Source organism: Streptomyces sp. B3I8 (genome assembly GCF_030816915.1).
Lineage (GTDB): Bacteria > Actinomycetota > Actinomycetes > Streptomycetales > Streptomycetaceae > Streptomyces.
Genome location: NZ_JAUSYN010000002.1, coordinates 1 through 18312, shown reverse-complemented (window position 1 = coordinate 18312; position 18312 = coordinate 1). Strand labels below are relative to the sequence as shown.

Genomic DNA, 18312 nt, shown 5'->3' with positions numbered 1-18312 from the left:
GTGTTCCATGTCCGAGTTGTTCGACGCGGTCGATGCGCTGGTGGCGTCCCGCTCGCCACTGCCGCCGGCGGAGGAGCGCAAGCGGCTTCGCACCGCGCACGGCCTGACGTTGGACGAGGTGGCGGCCGCTCTGAAGGTGCGTCGGGCGACGGTGTCCGGCTGGGAGTCGGCGAAGAAACCCACCGAGCCGCGTGGGCCGGAGCGCGAGGCGTACGCGCGGTTGCTCAGGCAGCTGGCGGAGCTCTACCCCGCTGTGGAGGGGCCGACCGTACCGGTGTCTGTCGTGTTCACCGGTGCTCCTGATCCTGCTCCTGCTCCCGCCCCTGCTCCCGCTCCCGCTCCTGATCCTGCTCCCGCTCCCGCTCCTGATCCTGCTCCCGCTCCCGCTCCCGCTCCTGATCCTGCTCCTGCTCCGGCGGAGGCGCGGGGGGAGGCGTGGGCAGGAGCGATGGGGAAGGCACCCGGCACCACCGCCGCGCCCGCACCTCAGAACACTCGGCATCCCGCCCCCCTCGCCGTCGACGCCGCCGCCACGACCCCTGCGGTCCGCCCGGCGCCCACCACCGGCACCACGACGGCGTCGACGTCGCACCCGCCGAGTGGCAGGAAGGCGGTACCGGCCGGTTCCAGGGCGGACGGAGCCGACTCACGCTTCGAGAACGGGCCGCTGGCCGTCGTCGACGTCGAGGACGGGAAAGCGCTGGCGTACTGCACCGGCGGCCTGGTCCTGGACGTACCCGCCAGGAGCATTCCGGCCCTGGTGGACTGGACGCTGCGCGAGGCGAGACTCGGGCAGCCCAGGCTCGCCGCGCCGGGCAAGGACGCCGACCCGCTGCTCGTGCTCACCGAGGCGGCCCTGGAGCGTTACGGTCTGCCCGTCGCCCTCACCGAGGAGGAGCGGCTCGCCGGGCGCCTGCCGGAGAGCCACAAGGTCGTCAAACAGCTCGCGCGGGCGCAGTGGAAGCTGACGAAGCGCGGGTTCGGGCCGTGGGCGCGGATCTACCGCCCCGCGCAGGGCTCGGAACGGGCGTGCGTCCAGCTGTGCATCCCGTCGTGGCATGCCCTGGACAGCCGTCACTGGGGCGAGGCCGGCGGACTCCCGCCTGCCGAACTCGCCCGAGTACTGGGCGTGTACGCGTCGAGGGTGATGACGCCGCGCGGTTCGACCGCTGTGACCGGACTGGAATTGATGACCGCGCTGCATCCGCCGACGCGCGCTTCCGAGCCGGACCCCGACGGCAAGCGACACTCCGAGCACAACCCCGGCAGCCTCGGCAGGGAGCCGGTCGATCCGGCACCGTGCGAGGCACCGGACGGCCACCCGGTCCTCGCCGGCCTGCCGCGCTTCCACGTCCGCGGCCCGGCGGAGAAACTGTTCGAGGAGGCGTACGACTGGGCGCGGCCGATGACCGATGCCGAGTGCACCCTGCGCCACCTGGTCGGCCTCGACGTCAACATGGCCTTCGCCGCCGGCGCCAACGGCCTGGTCGTCGGCCTGGGCGCACCGACACACCTCACGAACCCGGCCTTCGATCCGAAACTGCCCGGCTCGTGGCTGGTGGACCTCTCCCATGTCGACCTGTCACGGGTGAAGTCCGGCAAGGAGTGGGTGGAGCTGGACGGTTCGCTCCTGCCGTCGCCGTTCACACCGACGGGTGAGCGCCCCGAAGGGCCCGCCTGGTACGCGACGCCGACCGTGGCGTACGCGGCGGAGCTCGGCTACGAGGTACGCCCGCTGGAGGCGTACGTCCGCCACGAGAACGGCCGTTACCTGGACGGCTGGTACAACAGGCTGCGCGACGCCTACCTGGCGACAATGGCCGACCTCGGTGTCACCGCCGACCTCGCCCCGGCCGACTTCCTCACCGCGATGAACGGCTACCGGGAGCGCGACCCGGAGCTGGCACTCGTCGTCTCGGCGATCAAAGCGACCGTCAAAGGCGGTCTGGGCAAGCTGCGTGAGCGCCCGAGGGGGGAGGGCTGGCGGCCGGGCGAGCCGTGGCGTGCCCTGGCCAGGCCCACCTGGCGGCCGGACATCCGGGCGGGGGTCATCTCCCGCACCCGGGTCAACCTGCACCGTAAGATCGTCAAGCACGCCGCGTTCACCGGACAGTATCCCGTCGCCGTCCTCTCGGACTGCGTCGTCTACGCGGCCGCCGGACCCTCGCCGCTGGACTTCCTGCCCTACCGCGAGGGCAGGCCGCTGCCCGGCGGGTTCAAACTCGGAGTCAACCCCGGCCTGGTGAAGCACGAGGGGACGCAGCCGGTGCTGTGGGGCGAGGAGATCCGCGAGCGGTTCGGCGCGCCGGAGCTCAACCTGGCCCGGTACATCAAGGACGGCACCGTCACCGGCGTCGACAGTGGAGAGTAGGAGTGGGCGATGAGCCTGTTCGGGGACGGCCTGGACGCCGCGGAGCAGAAGGCGTTCACCCGCCCGGCGCCGAAGTCGGCCGGTGCGCAGATGCGCTACCTGGTGAAGCAGATGAAGGGCACGAAGGCGGTTGCCCAGCTCCTGCGCGTCTCCCAGCGCACCGTCGAACGGTATGTGAAGGACCAGATCAGGAAGCCGCGCGCGGACCTCGCCGGGCGCCTGGAGCGTGAGGTGAAGCAGCGCTGGCAGCCCCAGGTCCGCGCCAGGGCCCGGCGGAACGCGGCGTCCACCGGCGGCATCGTCATCGACGCTCGCGCCCGCATGGGCTACACGGCGCCGGTCGGTTCGACGGACCAGGACCGCATCCGGCATCTGACCGTCGCCCTGCCCCCGCGGTACGCCGCGCGTCTCTTCGACGCCCGGGCGGCCGGCGCCGACGACCGGCAGCTCCGGCAGATTGCTGCCGAAGGTCTCAAGGAGGTGTACTTCCAGGACGGCGGCCGCCGCGCCGGGCAGCTGGAGGAGGTGCGTTTCACCGACATCGAGCACCTGGAATTCGATTTCTAGCAGCTCCTGGAACAGCCCCGGAGCGGGCGGGCCGCCTCCGACTGCCTGCACACGTCATCGTGTTGCCGCCCTCGTCATCGTGCTGCCGCACGTGTGTGGGGCGGGTGTGGGCGTCGGCGTAGCGCAAGGGGGGAGTGTCCAGAGCCGGGCCGGGTCCCTGCGCAGGGTGACCTCGCGCCCGGATGCGGTGCGTACTGTCACGTCGTGGACGCCCGGCGGGCCGGGGACGACTGCCAGGGGCAGCCGTTCGAAGGTGCCGGCGCCGATGTGCGCGCGGTTCCGCGGGATCGGCGCCGACCTCCAGCCGGGTCACGGCGGCCGCGCGTTCACCGTGTCGCGCCGGCGACCGGTCGGGGTGGGTGGCCGGGTCCTCCCGGTGGAACCAGTTGATGAATTCGTCGACGAACGCGTTCATGGAGTCGGCATCGCTGTGCTCGGGGGAGCGTGGGAAGAGGGCCACACGATCGTACGATGTTGAGCCGTCGGCAGCCAGGGCACCGCCTGAACACCAGCTGATAGGTGAATCCGGTGGGTGCTCGAGTCCCACTTCGCCCAGAGCGCGAGCTACTTCCGGCCAGCAGACTGTGTCGTGGCAGTACCCGGTTGAGTGGTTGCTGCCTTCACTCACAACCCGCCGGCCCGCCCCGCGCACGAAACCGATCTCGCCGGCACTGAGCATCCTGGCTCCGCCGGCACAGGCCACGTGCTCGCTCCGCCACGGCGCCGGCCGAAGCACACCGTCCATGCCGAACACAAAGGTGAACGGCTCGGCCGGCTCCGCCGCCGACCGCTCGCCGATCCAGTCACTGAATCGTGCCGCCGTGCTGATCCGGCCCCCGCTGCTGCCACCGTCAGGCCGAACCGCACCCATCAGGCGGGCCCATGCTTGCGCGCACAGGATATGGGGGGTGGGTGGGAGCGGACGGCGGTGTCGTGCCGGTCGTCGGTCCCGTCGGCGATCCGGTGGCTCCTGCGCGGCTGCTGTTGTGTGTTGGGTTCGGGGGTACCGCGGCTGGGGCGGCGGGTTTGGGTGACCCACCCGGTGTTGGTTGTGTGGTGGTGTGTTGGGTCCGTTCCGGGGCTTCCCGGAACGGTGCCGGGCAGGGCCTGTCCGAGCCCCGCCTTTTCGCGTCGTGTCGGGGGGTGGGGGCGGGTTTGGTTACTTGCGCCAATACAGGTGGTGGGTGACTCCGCTGGGGCTGGGAACGGTTTCGAGCCGGTAACGATCGAGGAGTTCGTCGGGGGAGTCCCACAGGCGTACTCCGGTTCCGAAGCGCAGCGGTGAGACCACGATGTGCAGGGTGTCGATGAGGTCGGCGTCGAGGAACTGGCGGATGACGGTGGCTCCGCCGCCCAGTCGTACGTCTTTGCCGTCCGCGGCGTGGCGGGCTTGCGCGAGGACTGTTTCGGGGTCGGCGTCGAGGAAGTGGAATGTGGTGTCGGAGAGGGTGAATGAGGGACGCGGGTGGTGGGTCATGACGAACACGGGTGTGTGGAAGGGGGGTTGTTCGCCCCACCAGCCCTGCCACTGGTGGTCTGGCCAGGGCCCGCGCTGGGGCCCGAACTTGTTGCGGCCCATGATCTCGGCGCCGATGTTGTGTGAGTAGTCCCGCAGGAAGAGGTCGTCGATGCCGCGGCTGCCGCCCGGTGCGTCACGCAGGGGCCAGCTCGCCGTCTCTCCGGCCCAGGCGAAGAGTTTCCCGGGGTCGACGTGGCCGAAGGGCCTTTCCAGACTCTGGTCCTGCCCGGCGGCGATCCCGTCGCTGGAGACGTTGAAGTTCTGGACCCTGAGCAGCTGAGTCATGCCTTTTTCCTCCTGTGTCGGCGCAATGGTGCCCGGCTGGCTGGCTGGCTGGCCGGCCGGGCGGGTGGTACCCATCGGTTTGCCGTGGCCGGTTTCCGGCCCGGTCACTCAGTGTCCCGCTTTTCGGGCCTGGTGCAGGCCTGGACATGCCCACCCGTACCCGATGCAGGCCGCCCACGTGTGCCTGACCGTCGTGCGGGCCCGACAGTTGGACGCGGACGGAGCAGAAACGGATTCTCCCCGCTCGTCCACCTCGGTCTCGCCGAGACCCGACGTCTGATCACCCGTCTCGCCGACCGGCAGCCCACGCCGGTCGACCACATCCTGCACTGGTCGTCATGGCGGAGCAGACGGCAAGGTCAGGTCCGCGTCGGTGAGCGTTGTCAGCGTTGCTGCTCCAGGGTGAGGACGGCCGCGGCGATTGACGACATTCGATTCGGGCTGCACCGGGACCCGCGGAAGGTCCGCCACGACTTCAGTCGTGCGACGCCGCGCTGGACCGGTGCCCGGGCTGCGGAGAGCGCGCGGTTGACGGGTTGCTGCGTGGGTGTGAGGTCGCGGCCGGGTGGGCGTCCGAGGGGTGTCGTCACCCACGGGCCGGCTCCCATGTAGACGCGGTCGGCGAGGACCGGCACGCCTTGGCGTTCGTAGATCCGGATGATCCGGTGGGTGCGCGCCGCGGTCAGGTCGTGTGTGCGGCCGGGCAGTGCGGGTGAGATCCACAGCAGCCTCGGCGGTGTTCGGCGGAGTAGTCGGCCCGGCCGTTGCCCAAGCGGTCGCACTCGGCGAGCGTGCCGTCGAGCAGGACGTGGTCGGGGTCGGTCTCGCGCAGCACCTTGAGCAGGCCTGGCGCACGCTCTGCGAGCAGGCTGATCACCGCGGTGGTGTAGGCGTGGGCGGTGCCCACCGAGATATCGAAGCCGGCGGCGATCTGGGCGAGCGTGTCGCGCTTGCGCGGGTACGTCGGAGCGACCAGGGCACTCTGGTGCGGCGGTAGTTTGCAGCGGCGGTCACCTTCACGGGGGACGATGAGCATGGTGGCCCACTCGACCAGGGCATGGGGCAGGTCGAGTGCGGCAGAATACGGAACCAACGCGGCTCCTGCGCCTGTGGGTTGAGACTTCGAACACCTCCCCCGACGGCACGGGAGCCTCGTGCGTTGCACACCCGACTCGGCGACAGGCCGTCGCGCGGCACCCTGGTTGCCACGTCATCCAGTACGAACCGGATGACCAGGCGGGAGTTGGTTTCACCCTCCCCTCGCGGCGGCTGACGCTGCCGTGCCGCCAAGAGACGTAGACACCGAAGTGGTCGGGCTCGGAGGCCGTCGGTTCACCGCACCGCTTCCGCCCAAGTGCCCGCTCAAGGCGACGGCCCGGCAGAGCCACCGTGTGAGGGCGCCCGCTCCGGCGGACGTCCTCCTCGCGTGTACCGCGGACTTGCGCAACCCTGGGTCAGCTACCGGTGCGAGCTGCCGCGACGCTTTCACGCAGGGCGGGAAGGTCGCCGTAGAGCGTGGTGCCGGGGCACTCGGTGGCGAGCCGGTCACGGTGGCCGCTGATCGTCTGCACGTCCTTGGTGACGCCGTTGACCGGGTTGACGAAGACGGCCTTCGCCGACGGGGCGCGGATCAGTGCGGCGTCAGCCCTGACCACCGAGGTTCCACCGCGTCCCCGCGGCCCGGACGATCAGGCGCCGATCGCAATCGCAGGTGCCCCAGTCGATCAGCCAACGGCCGCGTGCTGCACCGAGCGCCCGCGAGTCGTCGCCGACAGCCTCGACCGCACCCGGATGTCTCGACAGCCTCGACCGCACCCGGATGTCTCAGGCGAGGCCGTGCAGCGTTTCGTCGTCGGGGCTGCCGGGCTGCGGGAAGTACACGTACAGGACATGTCCCTCGACCCCGGCGAGCGCGAAGGTCTCGAAGCTGAGGTGGAGGATACCGAGACCGTCGACGGCGAGCCGCTTCTCACCTGTCGAGCGCTCGTACACGTCGTGGGAATCCCACAGGGCACGGAAAGTCCCGCTGCGCTCCCGCATACTCGCCACGAAGCCGTCGAGTTCTGTGCGGCGCGTGGCTGCGGTGGCGCGCAGACCTGCGACGGCTTGCAGGGCGATCTCGTCCCAGTCGGGGTACACGTCCCGCGCGCGCCTGTCGAGGAAGGTGAACTCGATCAGGTTGTGCCCCGGGCTCCATGCCGGATTGACGCGGGCCGAGAGCGCGGTACCGGCCAGGACGTCGCGGTTGGGGGCGACGACGAACGCGGGCAGGTCAGCCCAACGCTCCAGCAGGCGCAGCACCCCTGGCCGCACGGTGTGGGCAGAAGGGGCGTCGTTGTCGGCCGGGACCAGCGAGGGCATGGCCAGGGACCAGAGGTAGGCCCGCTCGGTGTCGTCCAGGCGCAGGACACCGGCCAGTGCTTCGAGGATCTCGCGGGAGGGATTCCGGTCACGGCCCTGCTCGATCCGGGCGTAGTAGGAGGGACTGAGCCCGGCCAGCAGCGCCAGTTCCTCCCGGCGCAGTCCCTTGACCCGCCGTCGCGTGTTGTCGACGACTCCGGCAGATGCAGCGTCGATCTTCTCCCGGCGACTGCGCAGGAAGGAACCGAGTCGGTTGTCGTCGCGCGCCATCCGGAGAGCGTACCGCTCCTCATGTATCGGGGCCGCTCGTGCGCCGTACGGGAAGCTCACCCTGCGAGGGCCTCCCTCAAGGGGGCGTGGCACGTCCGCCGGCTTGCTGTTGCCATGGAGGCATGTCGAACCACAGCAACGAATCGTCTGTCTGGCTGATCACCGGCTGCTCCAGCGGTCTGGGCCGTGCCCTGGCCGAGCACGCCCTCGAGCGGGGCCACCGAGTGGCTGTCACCGCTCGAGACCGCGCCTCCGTGACCGATCTCGCCGCGAAGTACGGCGACCGCGCGCTGGCTCTACGGCTGGACGTGACCGACCCGGCGTCGGTGACCGAGGCCGTCCGGACCTGCGAGGTGGAGTTCGGGCGCATCGACGTCCTGGTCAACAACGCGGGATACGGCTACCTGGCCGCCATCGAGGAGGGCGAGGACACCGCGGTCCGTGCCCTGTACGACACCAACGTGCACGGCGTGGTGACGGTCCTCAAGGCCGTACTGCCCGGCATGCGGGCCCGCCGCTCAGGGAGCATCGTCAACGTCTCCTCCTTCGGCGGCCTGGCGGCCTTCGCCGCGACCGGCTACTACCACGCCACGAAGTTCGCGCTGGAGGGCCTGTCGGAGTCGCTGGCCGCGGAACTGGCACCGCTCGGCATCACGGTGACGATCGCCGAGCCCGGCGGTCTGCGCACCCAGTGGGCGGGGACGTCCATGCAGCAGTCCCCGACGCGCCTGGACGACTACGAGCAGACCGCGGGCAAGCGCCGTGAGGCCACCCTGGGGGTGTCCGGCCGCCAGCCCGGCGACCCGGTACGGGCCGCAGCGGCCATCGCCGCGGCCGTGGACGACGGCACACCGCCCCTGCGGCTGCTCCTCGGCTCGGACGCGCTCGCCGGTGCACGCGCCCGCCTGGACCGGATGCGCGGCGAGATCGATGCCAACGAGGCACTGACCAGGAGCGCGGACTTGGAGCAGGTGTGAGCACGGTCGGCGCGTTCGTCGTGATCGGTGCCGGGCCCGTGCTGGGCGCTGCGGCCGCCCGTCGATTCGGCCGTGAGGGACATCCGGTCGGGCTGATGGCGCGCGGCGCCGAACGCCTGGACATGATGGACGCCGACCCGACTTCCAGGGCCTGACGACAGCGGTCGAGACCGCGGACATCACCGACGAACGCGCACTCGCCGCGGCGCGCGACGCACTGCGCGAACGGCTCGGTCCCATCGAGGTGATGCTGTTCAGCCCCCGGCCGAGTCTCACGTGGATCAAGCCCGTGCTCGACACCGCGCCCGCGGACACCGAGAACGCGCTGGCACTGAGCGTCGTCGCCGCCACGGCGGCCGTCCGCGCGGTCGTGCCGGACATGCGCCGTCGGGGACACGGCACCCTGCTGAGTCCACGCAGGCCCGCGACCACACAGCATCACGAACAGCCGAATCATCAGATCGGTCACGTCTGACCAGGCCACTTCAACAAGATCGTGTTACGAGCTCTATGGCTTTCCGGTTGGGTCCTGGGTTCACCCGCCGGCCGGCGGTCCGATCGTGTGAGCCTTTTCGCCTGCCCGGCTCTGTACGGGAGTTGACCGCGGGGGAGTTTCCGCGGTGCCGGGAGTGCGGCCTGGCCCTTGGCATGGTGTTCAGGTTCGTCGGATCGGTCCGGGCCTGCTGGGCGCGGGAGCACGGGGGTTCATCTGGTCTGTCTGGTCCGCGGCGGCGTCCTGGGTGTGAGGTGCGGGTGGGGGCGGATCAGGTTCGCTGCGGTTTGGTGGGTGGCCGTCAGCTGTTGTGTGGTGTGCGGAGGTGCTTCTGGTTTACGGGGTGTCACTGCCAGGTCGGGTGTTGTGGCGGATTGTTGGGCATTGTCTGGCGTTGCTGGTGGGGGGATTGTTAACCTGTTGTCGGCTGGTGTGGGTCAATCCTGAGGAGTTTTGTGTCTATTTTGCCGCAGGTGTCTGACATTCTTTCGCCGGAGTTCGCGGCGGATCCTTACCCCGTGTACGCGGTGATGCGTGACCGGGTGCCGCTGCTCTGGCACGAGGCCACGGGAAGTTACGTGATATCCCGTTACGAGGACGTCGAGCGTGTCTTCAAGGACAGGAAGTCCGAGTTCACCACGGAGAACTACGACTGGCAGCTCGAGCCTGTCCATGGCAGGACGATCCTTCAGCTCAGTGGCCGGGAACACGCGGTGCGCCGTGCGCTGGTGGCCCCGGCGTTCCGGGGCAGTGACCTGCGAGAGAAGTTCCTGCCGGTCATCGAACGTAATTCCCGTGCTCTCATCGACGCCTTCCGGCACACCGGGTCCGCTGACCTTGTCAGTGATTACGCGACGCGTTTCCCGGTCAATGTCATCGCGGACATGCTGGGTCTGGACAAGGCCGACCATGACCGTTTCCACCGCTGGTACACCGCGGTCATCGCGTTCCTGGGTAATCTGTCCGGCGATCCCGAGGTGGCGGCTGCGGGGGAGCGGACCCGGGCGGAGTTCGCCCAGTACATGATCCCGGTGATCCGTGAGCGTCGTGACCACCTGGGCGAGGATCTGTTGTCCACGCTCTGTGCGGCGGAGGTCGATGGTGTACGGATGAGTGACGAGGACATCAAGGCGTTCTGCAGCCTGTTGCTGGCTGCCGGCGGTGAGACCACGGACAAGGCCATCGCCGGGATCATGGCCAACCTTCTGGCCCATCCCGAGCAGTTGGCGGCGGTCCGTGAGGACCGGAGTCTGGTTGCCGCCGCGTTCGCGGAGACCTTGAGGTATACGCCGCCGGTCCAGATGATCATGCGGCAGGCGGCTGTCGACGTCGAGGTCTGCGGCGGCATCATCCCCCGGGGCGCGACCGTGACCTGTCTGATCGGGGCAGCCAACCGGGACGAGCGCCGTTACTGCGACCCGGACAGGTTCGACATCTTCCGTGAGGACCTCACCACGGCCTCGGCGTTCTCGGCCGCCGCCGATCACCTCGCCTTCGCGCTCGGTCGGCACTTCTGCGTCGGTGCGCTGCTGGCCAAGGCGGAGGTCGAGATCGGGATCAACCATCTCCTGGACGCCATGCCCGATGTTCGTTTCGCCGACGGCTTCGACCCGGTGGAGGAGGGTGTGTTTACTCGTGGGTTGCGGTCGGTTCGGGTGTGTTTTTCTCCTGTTGCTGGCTGAGTTTGTGGGCCGGGTCGTCGGTCTGGTCTTTTGTGTGTTGTGGTTGTCGGTGTGGGCTGGGGTCCGGGCCGGTGGGGAACGGTTGCCGGCAGAGGATCTACTCTGCTGGCTCCTGCCGTCGGCGAGCGTGGGCACTCTGAGTGCCCGTCGCGGCGGTTTTTTGGCGTGCGCCTTCAAGTTGGCGGAAGCTCGGTGCGTCGGTGTGCCGGTGTGCCGGTGTGCCGGTGTGCCGGTGTGCCGGTGTGCCGGTGTGCCGGTGTGCCGGTGTGCCGGTGTGCCGGTGGTGTGCGGTGGTGTGGGTGGTGCTGTTGTTGGTGTTTGGTGTCTGGTTAGTGTGTGGTTGGTGTGAATGTTACGGGTAGTGTGGTGAGGCCGCGCATCCATACTGAGGGGCGCCATGTCAGTTGTGTTGTCTGGCCGGTCAGGACGAGGTCGGGTAGGTGTTCCATCAGGGTTTCCACGGCTGTGCGTGCCATGACGTCTGCGAGGAGTGGGGCCGGGTAGGGGCAGCGGTGTTCGCCGTTGCTGAAGGACAGGTGTGCGGAGTTTTCGGCTCCGACGTGTGATTCGGGCCAGATCTGGGGGTCGGTGTTGGCTGCGGCGAGTCCGAGGATGAGGCAGTCGCCTTCGCGGATGTGCCGGCCGCCGAGTTGGGTGTCGCGTGCGGCCCAGCGGCCGATGAAGTTCTGTGTGGGGGTGTCCAGCCACAGTACTTCGTTGAGTGCGTCGCCCACGCTGACCCGGCCGCCGGAGACGTTCACCGCGAAGCGTTCGTCGGTCAGCAGCAGGCGCAGGGTGTTGCCGATCCAGTTGGCTGTCGGCTGCTGGGCGGCGGCGATGACGGAGATGAGGTCCTGGACGGCTTCTTCGTCGCTGAGGCCGGCGGGGTGGAGCAGCATCCGTGAGGTGATGTCGGCTCCGGGGTTTTCCCGTTTGGTTTTCACCAGCTGTGTCAGGCGGGCGCCGACTCGTTGGTAGGCGGCGACCGGGTCGTCGTCCTGACCGGCGTCCAGTGAGGTGCGCAGGTCTTCTACCAGGGTGTCGGTCTCGTCGCTGTCCTGTGGCATGCCGCACATCCACAGGACCGCGCGGGCGGGGAGTGCGTGGGCGTAGGCGTTCATCAGTTCGGCTGTGCCGCTGCCGGCGAAGGAGGCGATCAGGTGTTCGGCGACTGTCTGGCACTCGCGTGCCAGTTCGAACTGGTCGATGCCTTCCAGGGCGTGGGTGAGGACGCCGGCCCGGCGCTGGTGTTCGGCGCCCTCGGTGAACAGTACGGAGGGCTGGTAGCCGACGAACGGCAGGAGCGGCCAGTTGTCGGGGATGTTCGGCCACTGGTTCCAGCGCCGGGAGTCCCGGGCGAACAGTTCGTCGTGGGCGCTCACGTAGCAGACCTCGGGGTAGCCGAGGACCAGCCAGGCGGGGATGTCGTTGTCGAGCAGGACCGGGGCGACCGCCCCGTGTTCCCGGCGCAGGGAACGGTACAGGTCGGAGGCCGACTGCTGGAACTGCAGCCCGGCCAGCCGGACTGCGGAGCCGTGGGCGGGGCAGCCCGGCGGGGGAGCGGCCGGGGAGGCGCTGTTGTGGTCGCTCACGAGGTCTTCTCCCGGGTCAGTGCCAGCGAGTGGAGGTGGTCCACGAGAGTGATCAGGACTTCCTTGCCCGATGATCTGACCCGCGCGTCGCAGTCGACCATCGGCACGTGGTCGCCCAGTGCCAGGGCCTGGCGGATCTCCTCGAGCGAGAAACGGCTCTCGTCGCCGTCGAACCGGTTGACGGCCACGACGAACGGTGTCTTGTGGTGTTCGAGCCGGTCGATGGCGTACCAGGAGTCCGTCATGCGCCGTGTGTCCACGAGGACCACCGCGCCCAGGGTGCCGGCGAAGAGCCGGTCCCACAGGAACCAGAAACGTTCCTGGCCCGGTGCGCCGAACAGGTAGAGCACCATCCGCTGGTTCAGGCTGATGCGCCCGAAGTCGAAGGCGACGGTCGTCGTCGTCTTGCCCTCCACGCCGGCGGTCCGGTCGACGTCCTGCCCGGCCTGCGTCATCACCTCCTCGGTGTTCAGCGGCCGGATCTCGCTGACGGAGCGGACCAGCGTCGTCTTGCCCACACCGAAGCCGCCCACGACGACGATCTTCAGGCCGGTCTCGGCCGCGTCGGTCAGCGGCGTGCGCTGGGACGGCAGCTCAGAGGTTGCGGAGCCCATGGAGCACCTCCTGGAGCATGGCGGTTTCGGGGAGGTCCGCTGCGGACCTCGCGGTGCGGGGGTGGCGGGCTGTCACCTTGCCCAGGGCATGGAGATCGCCCAGCAGGATACGTACGACCGTGACGGGCAGCCTGAGTTCGGCCGAGATCTCCACGAGCGCGGTGGGATGCCGGCACAGTTCCAGGATCCGCACGTGTTCGGACTGCATGCCCGGGGCCGGTTCGCACTCGCTGACGATCAGGGTCACGAGGTCGAACGCTTCGTCGGCCTCGCTGCGCCCGCCTGTCACCGTGTAGAGCCGGTCCGGGTCGCCGACGTCCACGGGTTTGCGGCTCACGCGGGGGCGCTCCCGCCGGCGGGTGTGCGGGGCTCGGCCCGCAGGTGCTCGCCGATCTGCTCGACGAGTTCGCTCATCCGGTGGCCCACCACGCCCGGGTCGGCGTCTTCCCGGGCGATCACCGCGAGGTGTGCGCCCAGGCCCGCCTCCACGATGAACAGCAGTCCGCCGTGGAACTCGGTCATGGAGTGCCGTACGCCTCCCGAGCCGTCGCCGAATTCCACGGACGCGCCCTGCGCGAGGGCCTGGATCCCGGAGCAGATGGCCGCCAGCTGGTCGGCCTGGTCCAGGGTGAGGTGTTCGGTCCAGCACAGTTTCAGGCCGTCCCGGGACAGGACCAGGGCGTGGCGGGTGCCCGGCGTGTGCTCCAGAAGGTTGCTCAGGAGCCAGGTGAGGCTGTTGTCGGTGGTCTCCATGACGGGCGGGACGGGATCGGACCGCTGGCGGTCTCCCGGCCCGTTCCTCCAATCGAACGGGGTGCGGCGGTTCGGTGCGGGTGCTGCCGTGCCCGGTGGCGCGGCGGGCCGGTGGGCTGGTGGGCTGGGCGTCGGCCGGTGGGCGGGCCGGTGGGCTAGGCGTCGGCCCCGGGATCCGTCCCGGATCCCGGTCCGGATCCCGGTCCGGGATCCGGGACGGCATCAGGTCCGGGGCCCGTTTGGGGCCCTGAGCGGCCGGGGGCCGCGCCGGGAGTGCTGCCTCCCGCGCGGCGGCCGTGGTGGTAGGCGCCGAACCGGCTGCCCGCGTTGCGGGCCGGTCCGGCGGCGTCGGACGGGGGCGGGGCCGATCCGGTGCCCGGCTGCGGCCGTCCGCGTTCCGCGGCGGCCATGGTGTGTCCCGGAGCCCGGACCGGCAGCCCGTTCGGCGTGGCGGTCCCCCGTCCGCGGGCCGGGACGCCGGGCGGCGGCACCCGGTCCCCGCGCGGGGCGACGTCGGCCGGCGCGAACATCTGCCCCTCCTGCGGGACCTCCCCGCTGCCGGACACCGCCGGCGCGGGGGACGCGGAGGGTGCGGCAGCGGCCGGGACCTGTGCGGTGCTGCCCGGGAGGCCGGCGGCGGCCGGTTCCCGCTGCTGGGCCACCAGCTGGGGCGGCAGCAGGACGACGACGCCGGTACCGCCGCGCGAGGACGGCCGGTAGCTGACACTGATGCCGTACTTGGCGGCGAGCCGTCCCACGACGCCGAGCCCGAGGCGCGTGCCCTGGAGCGCGGCGAGGTCGGTGACCTGGCCCGAGACCGACTCCTGCGCGCGGCGCATGGCGGCGTCGGACATCTTCAGCCCGCTGTCCTCGATGGTCACCACGAGGCCGGCGCTGCGCTCCTCCACATACACATGGACCTCGTCGATGGGCGGCGAGAAGTTGGCGGCGTTGTCCATGAGTTCGGCCAGCAGGTGCATCACGCCCTCGGCCGCGAAACCGGCCAGGGCGGCACGGCTGGAGTTGTGCAGCCGTACCCGGCGGTAGGCGGCGATGCGGCCCACCGCGCCGCGCAGGATGCTCTCCATGACGATCGGCTTGTTCCAGACCCGGCTGGACCGCCCGCCCATCAGCAGCGCCAGCCGGTCGGTCATGAGACCGAGCTGGGAGGTGCTGTGGTCCAGGCGCAGCAGGTCGCCGAAGACGTCCGCGCCGTGCCGGTCCTGCATCTCCCGCAGGTCGGCGAGCATGCTGACGGTCTTGGCCTGTACCCGGCTGAGTGCCTTCGCCGACGCCGCCTGCGCGGCGGCCGAGCGGCGTTCGCTGTGGGCGAGTTCCCGGACGAACGTTTCGGCGGGAGCACGCAGCGACGTCTTCGACGGCCGGGCGAGCTGGGCGAGAACGGTCTCGGCCGAGCTGCCCTCGCGCAGGAGGGCCACCGCCGCGGGCAGGATCTCCCGGGTGAGGTGCTGGAGTTCGGTGTCCCACCGCTCCAGCTCACGCCGGGCCCCGTCCAGTTCCGCACGCGCCCCGGCCGCCTCCCGCACCGCCGCGCCGACTTCACCGGCGAACACCTGCAGCAGGCGCCGCAGATAGGGGTCGCCAGGGGCGGGGACACCGGCCAGGGCCTGCTCCGCACTGGCTCCGTCCTTCAGCTGCCGCACGACCGAGCCCAGAGTCGTGCCGGCCAGCTGGTCCGTCTCGGCCCCGTGCCGCATCCAGTCCTTCTTGGTCCTCTCCAGCTCGTCGCTGCGGGACCGGGCCAGGCGGGAGAACCTGCGCAGCCGCACGGAGAAGGCGACGGTGAGGGCCGCCACGCACAGCCAGGCCACGGCCGCCGTGCCGGCGGCCCAGGCACGGGCCGCGTCCGGGGCGGCGACGGCCACCGCCGCGGCACCCGCGGCCGTCCCGGCCAGCACCGCGGGGACCACGGCCGCGGGCGCACGCCCGCCCGGCTCGGATCGGGGCGGGCGGGGGCGAGCTGGCACTGGCATTCAGCGGTCCCTGGGTCCATGAGAGTTCGGTACGTCACGACAGGCGCATTCCGGTGACCCGGAGGGCGGCAGGCCGTCTTCCGGATCACGCGCGGGCCTCATGCTAGTCACGTACATGGCATGAAGTGACGGGCAGGGGCCCGCCGGCTCCACCATTTCACTTCGTCGGGAAAAGATCACCCGGGCAGGACCGTGTGGTAAACCGCCGCCCGGCCGGGCGGCAACTGCCCTGCGGGCACGCCGGGTCGGCGCAGACACAGGCCGCCGTCGGCGCGTACAGCGGCGAACCCGCCCCCGCACAAGGCACACAGGAACAATTTCCAGCCAACCGCCCTGCCCGGCACGCCGGTTCGGCCCGCCTCACGGGGCCGCTGGACGACCCGGCCGGACACGAACGGCACGGAGCACGGCCAACGCTCGGAGAGAGATCTGTTGATGTGCTGTGGGTTCACCGGCCTGGTGTGCCGCGGCCCGGGCGGCCGGCGCGGAGGTGACCGTGCTGGAGCGCGGTGAGCTGCCCCTGCTGAAGGCCCTGGGCCGGGAGGCGGCCGAGGTCTCGTCGCTGTCGGCGACAACCCAGGACGCCTTCGCTCAGAGTCTGCCTTCGCCCACCCCTGCGGCGTCGCCCCGATCCCTGCCTCCTCCGGCACCACCAGCCGCCACCGCCTCGACCGCGGCGGCGACCGTCAGGCCGACCACGCCCTCTGCATGATCACCGTCAGCCGCATGGCCCGGGAGCCACGCACACGCGCCTGCGTGGCCCGCAGAACAGCCGAAGGCAAGACGAAGACCGAGATCATCCGCTGCTTGAAACGACACATCGCCCGTGAGGTCTACGGCCTGCTCGTCCCGCGAACCCCAGCGCACCCACCTGCCCGCGACGATCTGGCAACCGCAGCCCGACCTTCCTTGACAGCTGTACGAGCATCGGCAAAGCCGAACGCTTCAACCGCACCCTGCTCGACGAATGGGCCTGCCTACAGCCCTGCAACAGCAACGAACAGCGAACGGCAGCCCTCGACACCTTCCTGCACACCTGCACCAACGCGCTGCTGCCGGCACTGCGCGAGGCCGGGGCGGGCAGCGCGATCGTCAACATCTCCTCCGGCTCGGCGATCCTGCCAGGCCCGCCCATGGCTCACCACGCCGCGGCCAAGGCCGCACTCGACAACTACGGCAAGGCGCTCGCCGCCGGGCTCGCGCCCGCCGGGATCCGCGTCACCGTGATCATGCCCGGCAATGTGCTCACTCCGGGCGCCGACGAGGTCCGCCAGAGCTTCGACGACGCGATGGGCGTCGAACTCGCCGCGGTCACCGCGGACATCCCGCCGGGAGCCCCGGAGACCCTCGCGACATCGCCGAAGCCGTCGCCCACCTCGTCCCGGACCGAGCGCAGTGGATCACCGGGGCAAGCCTGAACGTCGAGGGCGGTGAACTTCCCGCGATCCAGGGTCTTTCGTTTGGATCAGGCCGGCTGGGAGGTGCGGTGCGTCTTCGACCGACCCCGCGACGCCGGAATGATCCAAACGAGAGGCCCTAGCCCCGTATTCGGTCAGCTGCGGCAACGGCCGGGCACGACGACTTGCCTCGCCGCGCCGGGCATCAGGCCCCAGCGGTGACCGGGGCGGGTGTGATTGAGAGGGGCGATCAGCGCACGCCGCTCGGCCGGTACCGCCGCGCGCCAGGTGGTGCCCCGAGCCGGGCGATGTGCGCTCCTTGCCCAGCACCCGCAGCTGGGCGGGCATGGTCACGGGCTGGTTCTCCCGGCGGACCCACCACGGGTTGTTGCCGTACCGGGGCGGCCCGCCGTCACCGCGGCACCCTCCGCCTCCGCCTCCGCCGCCGTCACCGCGGCACCCTCCGCCTCCGCCTCCGCCGCCGTCACCGCGGCACCCTCCGCCTCCGCCTCCGCCGCCGTCACCGCGGCACCCTCCGCCTCCGCCTCCGCCGCCGTCACCGCGGCACCCTCCGCCTCCGCCTCCGCTGCCGGCGCCGTCCGGCTTCTCGTCACTCACCCACCCGTCGCGCACCTGGTGGAGGAGACCGGGGCCAAGCAGGCCAACCTGAAGCGACGAGCCTGGCCCGAAGTGCTGCGACCTGCACTGACTGAACGCTGACGCAGGCTACGAGCCCTTGGGCGAGCACCGCTTCCAACCAATCATCGGAGGCACCCTTGCCGAACGGGCGGCCACGACCTTCACACATGGGACGGCGAGGCCCACACCACCTGTGGTGTGGGCCTCGCCGTTGTGCCGCTCAATGACCTTCTGCAGGGCGTTGTCTCACCGGGGCGCCGTCCGGGGCGCGTCCGGGGTGCGATCAGGACCAGGTGATGACGACGGCGCCGGGGGCGCCTTTGGCTCCGGTGGAGTCTTGGTCGCCGCGGTGTCCGTAGGTGCCGGTGTCTCCGTGGACGCAGTTACCCGCTGCGGTGCCGTGGCTGGGTTCGCAGCAGCCGCCCGGGCCGCCGCTGCCGGCGCCGAAGCCGCCACGGCCACCGGTGCCTCCGTCGCCGCCCGCGCCGTAGGTGGCTGTGGCTCCCCTGCCGGGAGCCCCGCCGGCGCCGCCGGTGCCTCCCTCGCCGCCCTTGGTGCGGTGGTTCTGGATACTTCCCCGCGCTCACCGGCCTTGCCGGGCTGCCCGGCGGCTCCGGTTCCCCCGCCCCCGCGGCGGTGCCGTAATCCTTCTCCCAGGCGCTCCTGCAGCCGAGGAGTTGTAGATGGGGTTGCGGCCCTTACCGCCGCTGCCGCCGGTGCCTCCCCCGGTGGCGCCGGCCCCCACCGCCGCCAGCGCCTTTCTCTCCTCGCCGCCATAACCGCCGCCTCCGCCGCTGC

The 18312-nt window shown here is 70.7% G+C and carries 16 protein-coding genes and 3 pseudogenes; 9 read left to right on the top strand and 10 right to left on the bottom strand.

Translation table 11 applies throughout. The features are described from left to right. Positions 1-7: 7 nt before the first annotated feature. On the top strand, positions 8-2371 hold the full coding sequence (locus tag QFZ64_RS02355) for a DNA-binding transcriptional regulator (RefSeq protein WP_307061791.1): 2364 nt from the start codon (positions 8-10) through the stop codon (positions 2369-2371). 9 nt (positions 2372-2380) lie between these two features. After that, positions 2381-2938 carry an XRE family transcriptional regulator gene (locus tag QFZ64_RS02350; RefSeq protein WP_307061789.1) on the top strand — a complete coding sequence of 186 codons (558 nt, stop codon included), beginning with the start codon at positions 2381-2383 and terminating at the stop codon, positions 2936-2938. A 1159-nt stretch (positions 2939-4097) separates the two neighbouring features. Here QFZ64_RS02350 and QFZ64_RS02345 read toward each other — a convergent pair. The 4 genes and pseudogenes from QFZ64_RS02345 to QFZ64_RS02330 all read right to left on the bottom strand — a co-directional run bounded on the left by QFZ64_RS02345 (position 4098) and on the right by QFZ64_RS02330 (position 7373). Beyond that, positions 4098-4742 carry a dihydrofolate reductase family protein gene (locus QFZ64_RS02345; RefSeq protein WP_307061787.1) on the bottom strand — a complete coding sequence of 215 codons (645 nt, stop codon included), beginning with the start codon at positions 4740-4742 and terminating at the stop codon, positions 4098-4100. A 383-nt stretch (positions 4743-5125) separates the two neighbouring features. Beyond that, a pseudogene (locus QFZ64_RS02340) lies at positions 5126-5835 on the bottom strand (transposase family protein). Between the two features lie 361 nt (positions 5836-6196). Further along, positions 6197-6397, bottom strand: coding sequence for a hypothetical protein (locus QFZ64_RS02335; protein WP_307061784.1), 201 nt, complete (start codon positions 6395-6397; stop codon positions 6197-6199). A gap of 169 nt (positions 6398-6566) precedes the next feature. Further along, the gene (locus tag QFZ64_RS02330; RefSeq protein WP_307061781.1) at positions 6567-7373 is read right to left on the bottom strand and encodes a helix-turn-helix domain-containing protein; all 807 of its coding nucleotides are present in this window, start codon (positions 7371-7373) and stop codon (positions 6567-6569) included. Positions 7374-7495: 122 nt separating this feature from the next. Here QFZ64_RS02330 and QFZ64_RS02325 point away from each other — a divergent pair, with 122 nt between their 5' ends. The 4 genes from QFZ64_RS02325 to QFZ64_RS02310 all read left to right on the top strand — a co-directional run bounded on the left by QFZ64_RS02325 (position 7496) and on the right by QFZ64_RS02310 (position 10525). Further along, positions 7496-8350 (top strand): oxidoreductase, encoded by an 855-nt coding sequence (locus QFZ64_RS02325; protein WP_307061779.1) that lies wholly within the window; start codon positions 7496-7498, stop codon positions 8348-8350. Beyond that, positions 8347-8505 (top strand): hypothetical protein, encoded by a 159-nt coding sequence (locus QFZ64_RS02320; RefSeq protein ID WP_307061777.1) that lies wholly within the window; start codon positions 8347-8349, stop codon positions 8503-8505. The genes QFZ64_RS02325 and QFZ64_RS02320 overlap by 4 nt, the downstream gene beginning before the upstream one ends. 92 nt (positions 8506-8597) lie before the next feature. Then, positions 8598-8825, top strand: a complete 228-nt coding sequence (locus QFZ64_RS02315; RefSeq protein ID WP_307061775.1) for a hypothetical protein — start codon at positions 8598-8600, stop codon at positions 8823-8825. Between the two features lie 473 nt (positions 8826-9298). Then, a complete protein-coding gene (locus tag QFZ64_RS02310) occupies positions 9299-10525 on the top strand; it encodes a cytochrome P450 (protein ID WP_307061773.1) in 1227 nt (408 codons plus the stop codon). Positions 10526-10854: 329 nt separating this feature from the next. On the opposite strand, the gene QFZ64_RS02305 is transcribed toward QFZ64_RS02310, so the two are convergent. The 5 genes from QFZ64_RS02305 to QFZ64_RS02285 form a co-directional block, all read right to left on the bottom strand. Further along, positions 10855-12117: a cytochrome P450 gene (locus QFZ64_RS02305; protein WP_307061771.1), complete on the bottom strand. Its 1263-nt coding sequence runs from the start codon at positions 12115-12117 to the stop codon at positions 10855-10857. Further along, complete coding sequence (locus QFZ64_RS02300; RefSeq protein WP_307061769.1) at positions 12114-12731, bottom strand: ATP/GTP-binding protein; 618 nt, start codon at positions 12729-12731, stop codon at positions 12114-12116. The genes QFZ64_RS02305 and QFZ64_RS02300 overlap by 4 nt, the downstream gene beginning before the upstream one ends. Further along, the gene (locus tag QFZ64_RS02295) at positions 12712-13068 is read right to left on the bottom strand and encodes a DUF742 domain-containing protein (RefSeq protein ID WP_307061767.1); all 357 of its coding nucleotides are present in this window, start codon (positions 13066-13068) and stop codon (positions 12712-12714) included. The genes QFZ64_RS02300 and QFZ64_RS02295 overlap by 20 nt, the downstream gene beginning before the upstream one ends. Further along, on the bottom strand, positions 13065-13484 hold the full coding sequence (locus tag QFZ64_RS02290) for a roadblock/LC7 domain-containing protein (protein ID WP_307061765.1): 420 nt from the start codon (positions 13482-13484) through the stop codon (positions 13065-13067). The genes QFZ64_RS02295 and QFZ64_RS02290 overlap by 4 nt, the downstream gene beginning before the upstream one ends. A gap of 155 nt (positions 13485-13639) precedes the next feature. Beyond that, positions 13640-15478: an ATP-binding protein gene (locus QFZ64_RS02285; protein ID WP_307061763.1), complete on the bottom strand. Its 1839-nt coding sequence runs from the start codon at positions 15476-15478 to the stop codon at positions 13640-13642. 555 nt (positions 15479-16033) lie between these two features. Here QFZ64_RS02285 and QFZ64_RS02280 point away from each other — a divergent pair. From QFZ64_RS02280 to QFZ64_RS02270, 3 genes and pseudogenes are all read left to right on the top strand, one after another. Then, positions 16034-16324: pseudogene (locus QFZ64_RS02280) on the top strand (transposase); the annotation flags it as partial. A gap of 83 nt (positions 16325-16407) precedes the next feature. Further along, a pseudogene (locus QFZ64_RS02275) lies at positions 16408-16515 on the top strand (IS481 family transposase); the annotation flags it as partial. Next, entirely contained in the window at positions 16507-16896 is a 390-nt protein-coding gene (locus tag QFZ64_RS02270) for an SDR family NAD(P)-dependent oxidoreductase (protein WP_307071536.1), read from the top strand. The pseudogene QFZ64_RS02275 and the gene QFZ64_RS02270, both read left to right, overlap by 9 nt. A gap of 329 nt (positions 16897-17225) precedes the next feature. Here the strand turns inward: QFZ64_RS02270 and QFZ64_RS02265 are convergent, their stop codons facing one another. Next, on the bottom strand, positions 17226-17489 hold the full coding sequence (locus QFZ64_RS02265; protein ID WP_307061760.1) for a hypothetical protein: 264 nt from the start codon (positions 17487-17489) through the stop codon (positions 17226-17228). Positions 17490-18312 lie beyond the last annotated feature (823 nt).